Raw genomic sequence first — 13,519 nt, forward strand, 5'->3', positions numbered from 1 at the left:
CGGTCCCGTGCGCACGACGATCCTCACGACCGGGGCCTCCGACTGGTGGTCACCCGACTACTGGATCTCCACCTTCGGCCTGATCGGCATCCTGGTCATCGTCTTCGCCGAGTCGGGGCTCTTCGCCTTCCTCCCGGGTGACTCGCTGCTCTTCACCGCGGGCCTGCTCGTGGCCGACGGCCGGTACATCCACCAGCCGTTGTGGCTGGTGATCGTCCTGCTCGTGGTGGCGGCCGTGCTCGGCGACCAGGTGGGCTATCTGGTCGGCACGTACGTGGGGCCGAAACTCTTCAACCGGCCGGACTCCAGGTTCTTCCGGCGGGAGAACCTGGACAGGGCGCACGAGTTCCTGGAGAAGTACGGGCCGAAGGCGATCGTGCTGGCCCGTTTCGTGCCGATCGTGCGGACCTTCGCGCCGATCGTGGCGGGCGCCGGGCGCATGAGGTACCGCACGTTCGTCACGTACAACGTGGTCGGCGCGGTCGGCTGGGCCGCGGGCGTCACGCTCGCCGGCTACTGGCTCGGCCGGATCGGCTTCGTCAAGGACCACGTGGAGCTCATCCTCGTCTCGATCGTCCTGCTCTCCCTGGTCCCGGTGGTCGTCGAGGCCGTCCGGGCCCGCCGCAGGGCGAAGGACGCCGACGCGGCGGGCCCGCCTCGGGACGAACCCTGACGGGTCACGGCGTGCCGGGCGTCCCGGTGGGCGCCGCCGGGGCCGGGCAGGCGACCGTGCCGGGCCGTACGGAGAGCGAGAGCTTCGGGGTGGTGAGGAGGCCGGGGATCTGGAAGTCCTGGGCGGTGCCGGTGATCCGGTCGAACTTGGCGTAGCGCGCCTGGATGCCGAAGCGGTGCTGCGGGCTGTCGAGCGGGTTGGGGACGTACGCGCCGGTGGCGTCCTTGACGGTCTTCACGTCGGCGCCGTTGACGTTGAGGTCGACGATGCCGTCCATGTCGAGGACCCCGGTGGCGTTGCGCAGGTCGAGGACGGTGTTCTTCGTCCTGATCTCCCAGGAGCCCGGGTTGTCGTCGCCGAGGGTGAGCAGCAGGGTGTACGTGGCTCCCGCGATCTGCTGGCGCTGGCTCAGGCAGAGGCCGTTGATGACGCCGTCGGCGAAGCCCATGCGCAGGACGCGTTCGCTGCCGGTGGAGCCGTCGGGCCGTACGACGGCCTGGTCGACGACGGCGGCGCCGTACTGCGTCCCGTACAGGCTGCTGGTGGTGAAGTCGACGGGCCGGTCCTGGATCCGGAGGCCGACGGCGAGCGCCCCGCTCGCCATGGCGGTGCCGAGGCCGCCCGCGGCGAGGAGCGCGGGCACGGCGACGGCGAGGGAGCGGCGCCAGTGGGTGCGGCCTTCCTGACGGCTGTTCATGGCGTGGTCACCGAGATGGTTCCGGGGAGGTGGACGGGGTTGTCGGTGGAGTCGAGGGCCGCGTGGTCGTCGACCGTCCGGATCGCGTAGATGTCGCCGGTGAAGTCCTCGGCCCCGGCGGTGAGCGGGATGAGGGAGCCGAAGAAGTCGAGCAGTCCCTGCACTCCGCAGATCTTGACGAGGACGCGGACGCAGACGTTGGTGATGTTCCCCCACATCGTCGTCGTCTCGGCCCTGCCCGCGCTGTCGTAGCCGCCGAGCGAGCCCTCCGCGGGCACGTCGATGGTGACGGTGTGCCCGGCCGCCTTCTGGACCACGTTCATGTGGGAGCGGATCTGGAGCTTGGTGAAGGTGTACTTGGTGGTGGTGCGCGTGGAGCCGTCGGAGAGGCGGATGGTGACGTTCTTCTCGACCGTCATGGAGACCGCGACCATGCTGGCGATGGTGACGTGCAGCGGGTCCGGGGAGGGCAGGAAGGGCACGCCGAGGGGATCGACCGCGGCGGTCTCGCCAGAGGCGCTGCTCGGCTGCCCGGACCAGACGGCCGTGACGACGGCGAGGAGCAGGGCCGCCGCCACCGAGCACGCCTTGCGTCGCGCCGTCACCCTTCCACCGCCCTGCCGCGCGGGCGTTTGACGCCCCAGCCGACCATCATGGAGCCGCCGAGCACGCCGAGCGCCATGCCGAGCAGGAAGCCTCCCAGGTTGGAGACGACGAGGGAGACGACGGCGAGGACCGCGCCGATGAGCCCGAAGGTGTAGCGCTGGGCGGGCAGCGCGAGCGGGATGAGGCCGCAGAGGATCATCCCGCCGCCGACGAGGTAGCCGGCCACCCCGCCGAAGCCGGTGCTCACGATCAACTGCAGGGAGCTGAGGGAGAACTTGAGGACGGTCCAGCCGCCGGCGACCAGCCACACCCCGCCCCAGAACGGGCGGGTGCGGCGGAACGCGCGGAACCAGGCGTACGCGGTCCTCGCCCGGCTCAGCACGTGCTCGCCGTTCCCGCGACGACCCTGATCTTCAGGTTGGGCAGCACGAGCGCCCCGGCCATCTCGGCGTCGTACGCGCTGGCGTTCAGCCCGTGCAGGGCGATGGAGCTGCCGCCCTCGCCGCCGGCCGAGCCGAGTCCGAAGCCGCCGGGCAGGGCGCCGGTGAGAGGTTTGCCGGCGACGGTGACCTGGTCGGCGGACTGGCCGAGCACCGCGTTCTGGAGGGTGGTGGGCCCGTACGCCTGGAGTTCGGTGGCCTGGATGTAGAGGTTCGAGGCGTCGATGTCGGTGGTGAAGGCGGCGGGCGCGGTCGCCGTCACCGTCTGGCCGCCCGTCAGGAGCAGCGAGTACGGGAGTCCGGCGATCGTCTGGTGGACGATGCCGCAGAGTCCGGCGAGATGGGCGCTGGCGAAGCCGACGCGCGCCATCGCGGTGGTGGTGGTCGAGGTGCCGTCGGGGCGCGCGACGGCCGGGGTGTTGACGATGGCGCCGAAGCCGCTGCCCTCGACCCCGTTGGAGGTCAGGGTGAAGGGCTGCCCGGTGACGCTGAAGTTGGCGGCGAGGGCGCCCTGCGCGAGGGCGGTGCCGAGGAAGCCGATGGCGAGCGCGGAGGGAACGAGGGCGAACGCGCCGCGCCCCCAGCGGGTGCCGCGGCGGGTGCCGTCGGCGGCCTGGGCGAGCATCCGGTCGTTCCAGTCGGCGGCGGCGCTCCGGGCCCCGGAGAGGAGGTTGCTCATGCGGATCCGCTCCCCAGGGCCGTGGGGGTGGTACGGCGCGGGAAGCGCCGCTTGGCCGGCTTCTCGGGGAGCCAGGCGAAGGCCATGCAGCCGCCGAGGACGGAGAGGAACATCCCGACGAACAGGCCGCCGAGGTTGGAGAGGGGGAAGGAGGCGACTCCCGCGATCACCGCGATGACGCCGGCGGTGTGCCGCTGTCCGGGCAGCAGCAGGATGAGCAGGGCCATCGCCATCAACAGGACGCCGCCGGCCATGCCCGCGATGCCTCCGACGCCGACCTGGAGGATCTTGCCGAGCGGCGCCATCGGCAGGAAGAAGATGACGAAGCCGCCGAGTGCGGTCCAGAGGGCGGCCCAGAACGGCCGGGTGCGGCGCCAGCGGCGGAAGGCGAGACGCGCGCGGCGCGGCCCGCCGGGGGTGGGCGCTTCGGTCGGCTCGGTCGGCGGATCGGTGGTCATGGGGGCCTCGCAGCGGTGGGTCGGGGTGGGAGGGCCGGGGCCCCGCGCCGTACGGAGGACGCGGAGCCCCGGGGTGGGGCGTGCGGTCAGGCGCCGCAGGTCTTGTCGCCTTGGGCGATCCCGATCGCGAGGTCCGGCAGGGTGATCGCGCCGGCGATCGTGGCCCCGTTGGCGTCGGCGTTGAGGTTGGCGATGTCGGTCCGGCCGCCGGTGGCGTCGAGACCGAACTGGCCGGGGGTGCCGTCGTTGATGCCGGTGCCCTTGATCGCGGCGCCGTCGGCGGCCGCGCCGATGACGTTCGGGGTGGTGTCGCTCGCGTTGAGCGTGGCCTTGGCCGCCTTGAGCGCCTGCGCGTCGAGGACGAGCTTGTTCGCCTGGAGTCCGGCACCGGCGACGAGCTGGTCGCTGGTGAGCGGGGTCGCTGCGGCGGGCGAGGAGATGTTGAGCGACCAGGTGCCGAGGCTGCCGATCACCGGGAGGTTGACCGACTGCGTGGCGTGGACGCAGATGCCGTCCAGGCCCGCCTTGGCGATGCCGACCTCGGCGGCGCCCTTGGCCCCGCCGGCGTCGATGGTGTGCATGACCGCGCCGATGCCCTGCGGTGCGGCGACCGTCTTGGAGCTGAGGGTGAAGGGGACGCTGGTGAGCGAGAGGTTCGCGGCGAGCGCGCCCTGCACCATGGCCGTGGCCATGGCGGCGATGGCCGCCGTCGCGGGCACGGCGAGGAACGCCGATCTGCGCCAGCGGGTGACGCCTCTGGTCTCGTGCTGCATGGGATCTCCAACCTTCGTGCCGCACCGGTCGAATGACACTTCGCGGCTGCCTGTTCGAGGATTGGACACTCTCCGAATAAGTGTCAACACTTCTGACAATCCTGGGGACTTTTCCGCCTGGACTAGGCTTGGCCGATGCCACGGTTCAGGGAGACGGTCCGGACACTGCTGCGGGAGCGGCTGCTGGACGCCGCGTACGAGGCGGTCGCGGACCGCGGCTTCGACAAGCTGCGCATGGCGCACCTGGCGAGCGCGGTCGGCGTCAGCCGGCAGACGCTGTACTCGGAGTTCCCCTCCAAGGAGGCGGTCGGCGAGGCCCTGTTCCAGCGCGAGCTGGAGCGCTGCCTCGTCGGCATCCAGCAGGGCCTGGACGCGCACCCGGACGACCTGCGCGCGGCCGTGGAGGCCGCCGTCGGCTTCACGCTCACGCTGGCCGGCCGGAACCCGCTGATCAAGGCCATGCTGACCAGCACCGGCGAGGACGGACTCCTCTCGTACCTCACGACCCGGTCCGCGGCGGCCTTCGACCTGGCGACGGAGATGTGCGACGCGTACGTCACGGACGCCTGGCCCGCGATCGATCCGGTGGCGCGCGAACTGGCCGTGGACGCCGCGGTCCGGCTGACCGCCAGTCACATCGTCCAGGCCGGCCCCTCGCCCGAGGAGTCGGCCCGCCGCGTCGCGGACACCGTGGTCCGGGTCGCCCTGAGCACGGGCCGGGAGCGGCTCCCCGAGCAGGCCTCAGAGGTCGGCCCCTGACGTCCTCAGGGGCCGGTCCCGGAGGACGTCAGGGCCCGGTGCCCGCACCGGCGTCAGGGACCCGGCCCCCGGTACTCCTCCAGGACGGGCCGGTTGCCGATCCCCGGTGACGCCGAGACGGGGAAGACCCGTACGCCGACCCGGCCCTCGATCCGGTCGAGCGCCCCCCAGCCGTACGTCCGCGAGTCGTCCGACAGGTCGGGGTTGTCGCCCAGGTAGAAGAAGGCGCCCTCGGGCACGGTCACCAGGGCGGGCCGCGCCGACCGGGTCCCGTCGGGCCCGCAGCAGGCGCCCGTGCGGTGGACCCGCGCCGTCCACTGGGGCGCCACCACCCGGCGCACGGGGCCCTTCCCCCGCTCCTGGAGGAGGACTTGGAAGGGCTCGTCCGGTGTGGAAGCGATCCCGACCCGGTCGCCGGGCAGCGCGATCACCCGCTTGACCAGCAGGGAGTCCCTCCCGGTGGCCCGCAGGAGCACGACGTCGAACCGGCGCGCCTGGCCCGCCGAGTCCGGGGCGACGAGGATCCGGTCTCCCTGGTGGAGGGTGGGGGTCATGCTGGTGCCGTCGACCCGGACGCCGAGGGCCGTGACGGCGACCCCGGCGATCAGGCAGAGCAGGACGGCGGTCCCGAGGACGGCGCCGGCCGCCCGGCGCGGGTTCATCGGCGTCGGATGGGGTCCGGCGGCCGCTCGGCGCCGGACCGGTCGATTTCGGTCATGGCGGGAAGGTAGGCCGGGCGGCGGGCGGCGGCTGTGACCGTACCGCTCAGGGTTGTTGACCGCGCGTCTGATAAGAGCGGGGCGTCTCGCCGGTCCACCGCCGGAACGCCCGGTGGAACGCGCTCGGTTCGGAGAAGCCCAGCTCCCGGGAGAGCCGCTCGATCGACACCCGTCCGCCGGCCAGCTCGGCGATGGCCCGGTCGCGCCGCACCTGGTCGCGGAGCCGCTGGTACGTGGTCCCCTCGGCGGCCAGTTGGCGCCGCAGGGTCTGCGGGCTGACGGACAGCCGGTCGGCGAGCTGCTCGGGCGTCGGCACCGGCCCGGCGGGCAGCGCCCGTCCGATCAGGTGCCGCACCCGGCCGGTCACCGTACTGTCCTGGTCGGCGCAGACCAGCACGTCGACCGGGGCGCGGCGGAGGAAGGCCTTCAGCGCCTCCCCGTCCCGCAGGACGGGTTCGTCGAGGTCCGCGCGGTCGAAGACGGCCGCCGTCCGCCCGGCGCCGAAGACGCAGGGCGCGCCGAAGAGGAGGACGTACTCGCGGGCGTGCGGGGGCTCGGGGTGGACGAACTCGACCCTTCGCAGGCCGATCCGGCGGCGCACGAGCCAGCCGGCGAAGCGGTGCGCCACCAGGACGGTGGACTCGGCGGCGAAGTGGAGGGGGTCGTCGTACCCGGAGACGTCGAACTCCAGCCGCGCCTCGTCGGGTCCCCCGGTCCCGCCGCTCCCGTCCGCGCCGGGCTCGACGAGCCGGAAGCGCGGCCCCGCCGGGAAGAGGGAGTAGAAGGTCCGGGCGCGCCGGAGCGCCTCGCGCAGGTCCCGGCTGCCGTGGACCACGACGTGGGCCATCATCGCGAAGGTCCCGACCTTGCTGGGCGCGCCGCCGAAGCCGATCAGCTCGTCGTCCAGCGTGGCCCAGGCCGTCCTGACCAGCTGCGAGAACTGCTCCGCCGGGATCCTGGCCCGGGACTCCTCCAGGAGCGCGGAGGGCAGTCCGGCGCGGGCGAGGAGCGGGCCCGGGTCCACCCCGCGCCGTTCCGCGCCGAGCAGCACGGCCCGGACGTGATGAGTACTGACCGACGAGTTCACGGAAGCTAGACACTTTCATCGAAGGATGTCCAGGTTCCGACACTCTACTCAGAACTGTAAGGGCCCCGAAGCGCGCATCCTGTGAACGGGACACAGCTCACAGCCGTACCGTCACCCATGCAACAGGCAGACCGAGCGAAGAGGGGCAGTACATGAGCGGAGTGGCACGCCGGACGGTGGTCGCGGCGGCGGGCGGCGCGGGCCTGACGGCAGCACTCGCCGCCTGCGGGAGCGGCGCGGACGACAAGAGCGCGGCGCCCGGAGGCGCGGCACCCGAAAGCGCGGCTCTCGCGCGGACCGGGGACATCCCGGTGGGCGGCGGGAAGATCCTCGCCGACAAGGGCCTGGTCATCACCCAGCCGAAGGCCGGCGAGTTCAAGGCCTTCTCCTCGAAGTGCACCCACCAGGGCTGCGCCGTGAGCAGCATCAAGGACGGCGTCATCGTCTGCCCCTGCCACCAGAGCCAGTTCGACATCACGGACGGCAGCGTGAAGTCCGGCCCGGCGACCGCACCGCTGCCGCCGGAGCCGATCCAGGTGGTGGGCGAGGAGATCAGCCCCGGCTGACGGCGCCTCCGGAACTCCCCGAGCCTCTGGGGAGAACGAGCTTTCCCAAGCTCGCATCCGTGCCGGTCAAGGGCCTGCGGACAGCTGGCCACGCCAGTCGGCAACAGGCCCTTGACCGGCACGTTCACAGCCGGTCACTGCGCGCCGGACTCTCCACCGGACGCAGTCGGCCGCACTGATGACCCGGTGGGAAAAGGCCCCCTGGGTGACGCGCCGAGGTGCCGGACGCCAAGGGCGGGCAGGAGTCGAGTCAGCGGTCGGCCAACCGTGGACGCGGGGCCTCACCCGTGGATTCCGCGTCGGTGTCGTCGGTGCCGACCGGGCCGCGGGGAAGCGTCCGGTCCAGCCACTTCGGCAGCCACCAGTTGGTCCGGCCGAGGAGTGTCATGGTCGCCGGTACCAGCACCATGCGTACGACCGTGGCGTCGATGAGGATCGCGGTGGCCAGGCCGAGCCCGAACATCTTGGTGGAGGGGTCGTCGGCGACGGCGAAGGACAGGAAGACCGCCACCATGATGAGGGCGGCCGAGGTGATGATCCGGGCGGTGCCCGAGACGCCCTCGACGATCGCCGTGCCGTTGTCGCCGGTGCGCAGGTACTCCTCGCGTACGCGGGAGAGGAGGAACACCTCGTAGTCCATCGACAGGCCGAACAGGATGGCGAAGAGGAACATCGGGATGAACGACACGATCGGAACCGTCGCTTCCAGCCCGATGAGTGCGCCTCCCCAGCCCCACTGGAAGACCGCGACCATGATGCCGTAGGCCGCGCCGATGCTCAGCAGGTTCAGCAGTACCGCCTTGAGCGGTACGAGTACCGAGCGGAAGACCAGCATCAGCAGCAGGAACGACATCCCCAGCACGGCGGCGACGAGCACCGGCAGGCGTTCGCTGGTGCGTCGCCCCACGTCGGACAGGCTCGCGGCGGCGCCGCCGACGTGGGCCCTGGCCGGGCCGTGCCCGATCGCCGTGGGCAGGACGTCGGTGCGCAGCCGGGCGATGGTGTCGGCCGTGGCCTTGTCCTGAGGGCTGGTGGTCGGGAACACCACGAGGGTCGCGATGCCGGTGGCCCGGTCGATGTGCGTCGGCGCGACGGATGCGATGCCCGGATCCGCCGCGACCGCCCCGACGAGTCGGCCCAGCACGCCCGGATCACCGGCGGGGTCCGCGGCGATGACGAGGGGACCGTTGGTGCCCGGGCCGAATCCCTCGGCGACGAGGTCGTAGGCCCGGCGCTCGGTCCGGCTGGGGGGCAGTGAGCCGTCGTCGGGCAGGCCGACGCGCAGGCCGAGCACGGGCAGCGTCGCGGTCAGCAGCAGCGCCGCGGCGCCGACCGCGTACGGCACCGGGTGCCGGCTGACGTGCCCGATCCAGCGACGCCAACCGGCGGCGCGGGCGGCGCCTGCCGCCGGGTCCCGCCGTGCGAGTCGGCCCGGCTTCCTGGTCCGCAGAACCCGGCCGACCCGGCCGACCCGGGCCAGGCGCGGGCCCGCCGCGCCGAGGAAGGCCGGCAGCAGCGTCACCGACGCGAGCACCATCGTCAGGACGACGATCGAGACGGCAACCCCGCCCACCGTCATGAACGGCACGTTCGCGACCGCCAGGCCGAGGATCGACACGACGACGGTGCCGCCGGCGAAGACCACCGGCCTCCCCGCCGTGGCCACCGCCCGTCCGGCCGCCGCCTGCGGGTCGAGCCCGCGCGCGAGGTACTCCCGGTGCCTGGCGAGCACGAACAGCGCGTAGTCGATGCCCACTCCGAGCCCGACCATGCTGCCCAGGACCGGTGCGAAGGTGGGGACCTCCGTCACCCCCGCCAGTACCGTCATCGTGGCGACCCCGACGGTCAGCCCGAAGACCGCCATGCCGATCGGCAGCGCGGCGGCGACGAGCGAACCGAACGCCAGGAACAGGATCGCGGCCGCGGCGAGGAGGCCGATCAACTCGCTCGCGCCGCCGTCGGGGTCGGAGAAGGCGTAGAAGAGGTTCCCGCCCATCTCGATGCGCAGGGGCAGTTCGGGGCGCAGCCGGTCACCGAGTTCGACGAGGGCGTCGAGGTCTTCCGCCGACAGCCGGCTCTGGTCGGGGTACTGCACCCGGACGACCGCGATCCGCCCGTCGGCCGAGACGAGGCCGCCGCGCACGGCGGTGTCCCCGCCCGCGTCGAGCGCCCCCGCCGGGTCGCTCGTGCCGAGCACGTGCGGCAGCCGCTCCACCTCGGTCCGCAGTCGCGTGAGAGCGGTGCGCGCGCCGTCGTCGTCGTCGTCGAAGAACGTCGCACCGTCGTCGAGGGGGGTGACGACGACTTGGGCGGTCATCCCCTCCTGTCCGGTGCCGGCCCGCTCGATCAGTTCCGCGGCCCGTTGCGAGTCCAGTCCCGGAGCGGTCATCGAGTCCGCGGTCCGTCCGCCGAAGGCGACGGCGGCGAGGACGGCGAGCGTGGCGGCGATCAGCCATGCCGCGATCACCCGCCAGGGATGGCGGGCGGCGCTTGCGCCCAGGCGCAACAGGGCTTTCGAGAGCATCGGGTCCTCCAACCACCTCGTCGGCCGTCCTTGTACGGCCGCCGGTACCGAGGCTCGTCGCCACGGCGCTCCGCGACATCGGCCCGCGGGCCGCGGATCCGTCGGCCCCGGGGCGGAGTGACGACCCGTCCTTTCGGCCGATGCGCGGCACGCCGCGGTCCCTAGGCTGAGAACCATGCTCCGAGACGACCTGCGAACCCTGTGGACCGAACCCCGGCCGCCCGACGCGCCCGCCCGGGTGTGGCGTGACTGGGCGCTGCTCGCCGCGGGCCTTGCCGGTGTGGCGCTGGAGGCCACCCTGCGCCAGGACGTCGTGTGGCGGCCGGTGGCCGTGGTGCTCGCCGTATGGCTGTGCCTGCTGCCCCTGTGGCGCCGGACCCGCCCGCTGGCGATGGTGACGCTGGCGTTCGGCTCGGTGGTCCTGCTTCCGGTGGCCTCGCTCGTCGGCGCACCGCGCGAGCCCGTCGGCCTGTACACCGGGGCGGTCGTGCTCGTGCTGGTGTACGCGCTGCCCCGGTGGGGATCGGGGCGCGAGACCGTGCTGGGCGGCGCGGTGATCCTCGCGGCCGGCACGCTGTGTTCCGTCACGGACGAGACCCCGGTCCTCGAGAACGTCGTGGGCCTCGCCTTCCTGCTCACGCCCGGCGTGATCGGGGCTGCCGTGCGGTTCCGGGTGACCGCTCGCGAGCGGCAGTTGGACCAGGTGCGCTCCCGCGAGCGCGAGCAGCTCGCCCGGGAACTGCACGACACGGTGGCCCACCACGTGTCGGCCATGGTGATCATCGCCCAGGCGGGCCGGGTGCTCGCGGGCGCCGACCCGTCCGCCGCCGTCGAGGCGCTGGAGGGGGTCGAGGAGGAAGGGGCGCGCACGCTGGAGGAAATGCGCGCCATGGTCGCCACGCTGCGCGACCGCGGGGTCGGCGCCGAGCTGGCGCCCCCTGCAGGAGTCGCGGATCTGGAGCGCCTGGTGCGCACCCCGGGTGGTCGCCTCAGGGTCGACCTGGGGCTCGACGGCGAGCTGGACGCGCTGCCCCCGGCCGTGGACGCGGCCGTCTACCGGATCGTGCAGGAGTCGGTGACCAACGCGCTGCGCCATGCGGTCGACGCGACCGAGCTCGTCGTCCGGGTCGCCGCGGAACGGCACGTGGTGCGGGTGAGCGTGCGCGACGACGGCCGGCGCACCGGCCGGGGTCGCGACGGATACGGACTTACCGGATTGCGCGAGCGCGCGACGCTGCTCGGCGGCACACTACGAGCCGGCCCGGGTACCGACCGGGGCTGGCACGTGGAAGCCGAACTGCCGAGGACGAGGAGCGAGAGCGGTGTCCATTCGCGTCCTCGTCGCTGACGACCAGACGATCATCCGCACCGGGTTGCGGATCATGCTGAACGCCCAGCCCGGCATCGAGGTGGTCGGCGAGGCCGCCGACGGGCGGGAGGCGGTACGCCTGGCCCGCGAACTGCGCCCCGACGTCTGTCTGTTCGACATCCGTATGCCCGTACTCGACGGGCTCGAGGCCACCCGGCTGATCGCCGGCCCGGGCGTCGCCGACCCGCTGGCCGTGGTCGTCATCACCACGTTCGACCTCGACGAGTACGTCTACGGCTCACTGCGTGCCGGCGCCCGCGGATTCCTCCTCAAGGACACGGGACCGGACCTTCTGGCGCAGGCCGTACGGTCGGCGTCCGACGGCGAGGCGCTCATCGCGCCCAGCGTCACCGTCCGTCTGCTCCAGGCGTTCGCGGACCTGCCCGCCGGGCGGCCCGTGGCCCAGCCGGTCTCCCCCGTCACCGCCCGCGAGGAGCAGGTGCTCCTCGCCGTCGCCCGCGGGCTGACCAACACCGAGATCGCCGATGCACTGCACATCAGCCTCAGCACGGTGAAGACGCACCTGGCCAGCCTGATGGCCAAACTCGGCGCCCGCAACCGGGTCGAGATCGCGATGTGGGCCTACGAAACGCGCCGCATCCTCCCCGGAACCTGAACCGGGTGCCGGGCCACGTCCCATGAGTCCCCGCCCGGACATCAGCGCACCGATCGGCTCACGTCGGCTCCACGCGCCTCACCCGCCCCGGAGCGTGACGTACCAGGAGGCCGAAGCCGGGACGGTGAGACACCCGGTACGACGAACTCGCCGTCCGCTGCGAAGCGACCGCGCTGACCGCAGTCATCAACGAGTGGCTATGACCAGCACTTTCACGACAGACCCCAGTCGCGGTCAGTGTCACGGCGGTCCTGCTGGGGGCGCCGGCCGTCCGGCCCGGCGACCGCGCCGCTGCCGCCGGAGCCGATCCGGGTGGTGGCGAGGAGATCAGCCCCGGCTGACGGCGCCTCCGGAACTCCCGGGGCGCCTGGGGGCCTTCCAGCACCCCAGCACCTCGTCGGTCGTGGTGATCGTGGCGACGAGCGCGAGGGTGTGACGGATCATCGCGGGGGTGTAGTCGGCCGGCACCCCCGCGATGGCGTCCCCGGGAACGACGACCGTGTAGCCGAGGTTCACGGCGTCGAAGACCGCGTTGGGCACGGCCACGTTGGCGGAGACCCCCGTGACGATCAGGGTGCGGCAGCCGAGGTTGCGCAGCAGCGCGTCGACGTCGGTGCCGGCGAGCGGCGAGAGCCCGTGCAGGCGCCGGACCACGAGGTCCTCGTCGGCGACCTCGATCGGTTCGGCGATCCGTACGGCGGCGCTGCCGCTGTGCTGCTGCACGGGCAGCCGGGCGGCGGCCCGGAAGAGCCGCGCGTTGCTGTTGGCGCCCCGGCCGTCGGGGCGCCGCTCGGCGACGGCGTGGATCACCTGGACGTCCGCCGCGTGCGCGGCGGCGACGAGCCGGGCGACGTTCCGCAGGGCGCCCGACCTGCGGGCGGCGGCGGCCAGTTCGGGCAGGGCACTGTCGGGACCGACGACCCCCCGCTGGCACTCGACGGTGAGCAGCACGACTCCGCCGTCCGGACGGATGCGTTCCCCGAGCCGTTCCCTCGGACTCTGACCCATGGTCCCCCCTTGCACACGCGTGAATGGCCCTCCATGCTTTCTGACGTCACGTCAGAAAGCCAGAAGGGTGCGGATGATGACCGTCGCACAGCGCCGTGGACGCCGGATCATGATGACCCCGGCCGAGCTCGACTCGTTCCTCGCCGAGCAGCGCACCTGCCGGGTCGCGACCGTCTCCGCCGACGGCCGCCCGCACGTGAGCGCGCTCTGGTTCGCCTGGGACGGCTCCTCGCTGTGGCTGTACTCGATCACCCGCAGCCGCCGCTGGGCGGAGCTGCGCGCCGATCCGAGGATCGCGGTCGTGGTGGACGACGGCGAGGAGTACGGGGAGCTGCGCGGGGTGGAGCTGTCGGGGACGGCCGTCTTCGTGGGCGAGGCGCCGCGCACCGGCGAGCCGCACCCCGAACTCGACGCGCCCGAGCGGCTCTTCGCCGCCAAGAACTTCGGCCTGGACGCCATGCCGCACGACGGCCGGCACGCCTGGCTGCGGCTGACCCCGGAGAAGATCACCTCCTGGGACTTCCGCAAGCTCGCCACGCCCTGAG

15 protein-coding genes and 1 pseudogene are annotated in these 13,519 nt (G+C 72.9%); 6 read left to right on the plus strand and 10 right to left on the minus strand.

Going from position 1 to position 13,519, the window contains the following annotated elements:
• Nucleotides 1-19: 19 nt before the first annotated feature.
• Nucleotides 20-655 (plus strand): annotated as a pseudogene (locus tag ACH4TP_RS22690) (DedA family protein); the annotation flags it as partial.
• A gap of 22 nt (nt 656-677) precedes the next feature.
• Here ACH4TP_RS22690 and ACH4TP_RS22695 read toward each other — a convergent pair.
• The 6 genes from ACH4TP_RS22695 to ACH4TP_RS22720 all read right to left on the minus strand — a co-directional run bounded on the left by ACH4TP_RS22695 (nt 678) and on the right by ACH4TP_RS22720 (nt 4,326).
• The gene (locus ACH4TP_RS22695) at nt 678-1,370 is read right to left on the minus strand and encodes a DUF6230 family protein (RefSeq protein WP_389229598.1); all 693 of its coding nucleotides are present in this window, start codon (nt 1,368-1,370) and stop codon (nt 678-680) included.
• Nucleotides 1,367-1,975 carry a hypothetical protein gene (locus ACH4TP_RS22700; protein WP_389229601.1) on the minus strand — a complete coding sequence of 203 codons (609 nt, stop codon included), beginning with the start codon at nt 1,973-1,975 and terminating at the stop codon, nt 1,367-1,369. The genes ACH4TP_RS22695 and ACH4TP_RS22700 overlap by 4 nt, the downstream gene beginning before the upstream one ends.
• Complete coding sequence (locus ACH4TP_RS22705) at nt 1,972-2,358, minus strand: DUF6114 domain-containing protein (RefSeq protein WP_389229604.1); 387 nt, start codon at nt 2,356-2,358, stop codon at nt 1,972-1,974. The genes ACH4TP_RS22700 and ACH4TP_RS22705 overlap by 4 nt, the downstream gene beginning before the upstream one ends.
• Nucleotides 2,352-3,095, minus strand: a complete 744-nt coding sequence (locus tag ACH4TP_RS22710; RefSeq protein WP_398181793.1) for a DUF6230 family protein — start codon at nt 3,093-3,095, stop codon at nt 2,352-2,354. Before ACH4TP_RS22710 ends, ACH4TP_RS22705 begins: the two co-directional genes overlap by 7 nt.
• Nucleotides 3,092-3,553, minus strand: coding sequence for a DUF6114 domain-containing protein (locus ACH4TP_RS22715; RefSeq protein ID WP_398438939.1), 462 nt, complete (start codon nt 3,551-3,553; stop codon nt 3,092-3,094). Before ACH4TP_RS22715 ends, ACH4TP_RS22710 begins: the two co-directional genes overlap by 4 nt.
• A gap of 86 nt (nt 3,554-3,639) precedes the next feature.
• Nucleotides 3,640-4,326, minus strand: coding sequence for a cholesterol esterase (locus ACH4TP_RS22720; RefSeq protein WP_389229613.1), 687 nt, complete (start codon nt 4,324-4,326; stop codon nt 3,640-3,642).
• Nucleotides 4,327-4,461: 135 nt separating this feature from the next.
• Between ACH4TP_RS22720 and ACH4TP_RS22725 the strand changes: the two genes are divergently transcribed.
• Entirely contained in the window at nt 4,462-5,085 is a 624-nt protein-coding gene (locus tag ACH4TP_RS22725; protein ID WP_398438940.1) for a TetR family transcriptional regulator, read from the plus strand.
• Nucleotides 5,086-5,138: 53 nt separating this feature from the next.
• On the opposite strand, the gene lepB is transcribed toward ACH4TP_RS22725, so the two are convergent.
• Complete coding sequence (gene lepB / locus ACH4TP_RS22730; protein WP_398438941.1) at nt 5,139-5,747, minus strand: signal peptidase I; 609 nt, start codon at nt 5,745-5,747, stop codon at nt 5,139-5,141.
• 103 nt (nt 5,748-5,850) lie between these two features.
• The gene (locus ACH4TP_RS22735; RefSeq protein ID WP_389229622.1) at nt 5,851-6,891 is read right to left on the minus strand and encodes an AraC family transcriptional regulator; all 1,041 of its coding nucleotides are present in this window, start codon (nt 6,889-6,891) and stop codon (nt 5,851-5,853) included.
• 152 nt (nt 6,892-7,043) lie between these two features.
• On the opposite strand from ACH4TP_RS22735, the gene ACH4TP_RS22740 reads away from it, so the two are divergent.
• The gene (locus ACH4TP_RS22740) at nt 7,044-7,457 is read left to right on the plus strand and encodes a Rieske (2Fe-2S) protein (protein WP_389229625.1); all 414 of its coding nucleotides are present in this window, start codon (nt 7,044-7,046) and stop codon (nt 7,455-7,457) included.
• A gap of 250 nt (nt 7,458-7,707) precedes the next feature.
• Here the strand turns inward: ACH4TP_RS22740 and ACH4TP_RS22745 are convergent, their stop codons facing one another.
• Nucleotides 7,708-9,981: an MMPL family transporter gene (locus ACH4TP_RS22745; protein WP_398438942.1), complete on the minus strand. Its 2,274-nt coding sequence runs from the start codon at nt 9,979-9,981 to the stop codon at nt 7,708-7,710.
• Nucleotides 9,982-10,156: 175 nt separating this feature from the next.
• On the opposite strand from ACH4TP_RS22745, the gene ACH4TP_RS22750 reads away from it, so the two are divergent.
• Complete coding sequence (locus ACH4TP_RS22750) at nt 10,157-11,329, plus strand: sensor histidine kinase (RefSeq protein WP_389229631.1); 1,173 nt, start codon at nt 10,157-10,159, stop codon at nt 11,327-11,329.
• Nucleotides 11,304-11,966 carry a response regulator transcription factor gene (locus ACH4TP_RS22755; protein ID WP_266600833.1) on the plus strand — a complete coding sequence of 221 codons (663 nt, stop codon included), beginning with the start codon at nt 11,304-11,306 and terminating at the stop codon, nt 11,964-11,966. The genes ACH4TP_RS22750 and ACH4TP_RS22755 overlap by 26 nt, the downstream gene beginning before the upstream one ends.
• Nucleotides 11,967-12,293: 327 nt before the next feature.
• Here the strand turns inward: ACH4TP_RS22755 and ACH4TP_RS22760 are convergent, their stop codons facing one another.
• Nucleotides 12,294-12,974 carry a cysteine hydrolase gene (locus ACH4TP_RS22760; protein ID WP_398181774.1) on the minus strand — a complete coding sequence of 227 codons (681 nt, stop codon included), beginning with the start codon at nt 12,972-12,974 and terminating at the stop codon, nt 12,294-12,296.
• 76 nt (nt 12,975-13,050) lie between these two features.
• On the opposite strand from ACH4TP_RS22760, the gene ACH4TP_RS22765 reads away from it, so the two are divergent.
• Complete coding sequence (locus ACH4TP_RS22765; RefSeq protein ID WP_389229715.1) at nt 13,051-13,518, plus strand: pyridoxamine 5'-phosphate oxidase family protein; 468 nt, start codon at nt 13,051-13,053, stop codon at nt 13,516-13,518.
• Nucleotide 13,519: the final 1 nt, after the last annotated feature.

Source organism: Streptomyces sp. NPDC021012 (assembly GCF_044333355.1).
In the GTDB taxonomy this organism is placed as follows: Bacteria; Actinomycetota; Actinomycetes; order Streptomycetales; family Streptomycetaceae; genus Streptomyces.

Bases quoted from the DNA above. Each gene is read 5' to 3' on its own strand.
- ACH4TP_RS22750 (WP_389229631.1), top strand. From the start codon at position 10,157: ATGCTCCGAGACGACCTGCGAACCCTGTGGACCGAACCCCGGCCGCCC.
- ACH4TP_RS22725 (WP_398438940.1), top strand. From the start codon at position 4,462: ATGCCACGGTTCAGGGAGACGGTCCGGACACTGCTGCGGGAGCGGCTG.
- ACH4TP_RS22720 (WP_389229613.1), bottom strand. From the start codon at position 4,326: ATGCAGCACGAGACCAGAGGCGTCACCCGCTGGCGCAGATCGGCGTTC.
- ACH4TP_RS22745 (WP_398438942.1), bottom strand. From the start codon at position 9,981: ATGCTCTCGAAAGCCCTGTTGCGCCTGGGCGCAAGCGCCGCCCGCCAT.
- ACH4TP_RS22715 (WP_398438939.1), bottom strand. From the start codon at position 3,553: ATGACCACCGATCCGCCGACCGAGCCGACCGAAGCGCCCACCCCCGGC.
- ACH4TP_RS22710 (WP_398181793.1), bottom strand. From the start codon at position 3,095: ATGAGCAACCTCCTCTCCGGGGCCCGGAGCGCCGCCGCCGACTGGAAC.
- ACH4TP_RS22740 (WP_389229625.1), top strand. From the start codon at position 7,044: ATGAGCGGAGTGGCACGCCGGACGGTGGTCGCGGCGGCGGGCGGCGCG.
- lepB (WP_398438941.1), bottom strand. From the start codon at position 5,747: ATGAACCCGCGCCGGGCGGCCGGCGCCGTCCTCGGGACCGCCGTCCTG.
- ACH4TP_RS22695 (WP_389229598.1), bottom strand. From the start codon at position 1,370: ATGAACAGCCGTCAGGAAGGCCGCACCCACTGGCGCCGCTCCCTCGCC.
- ACH4TP_RS22765 (WP_389229715.1), top strand. From the start codon at position 13,051: ATGACCGTCGCACAGCGCCGTGGACGCCGGATCATGATGACCCCGGCC.
- ACH4TP_RS22760 (WP_398181774.1), bottom strand. From the start codon at position 12,974: ATGGGTCAGAGTCCGAGGGAACGGCTCGGGGAACGCATCCGTCCGGAC.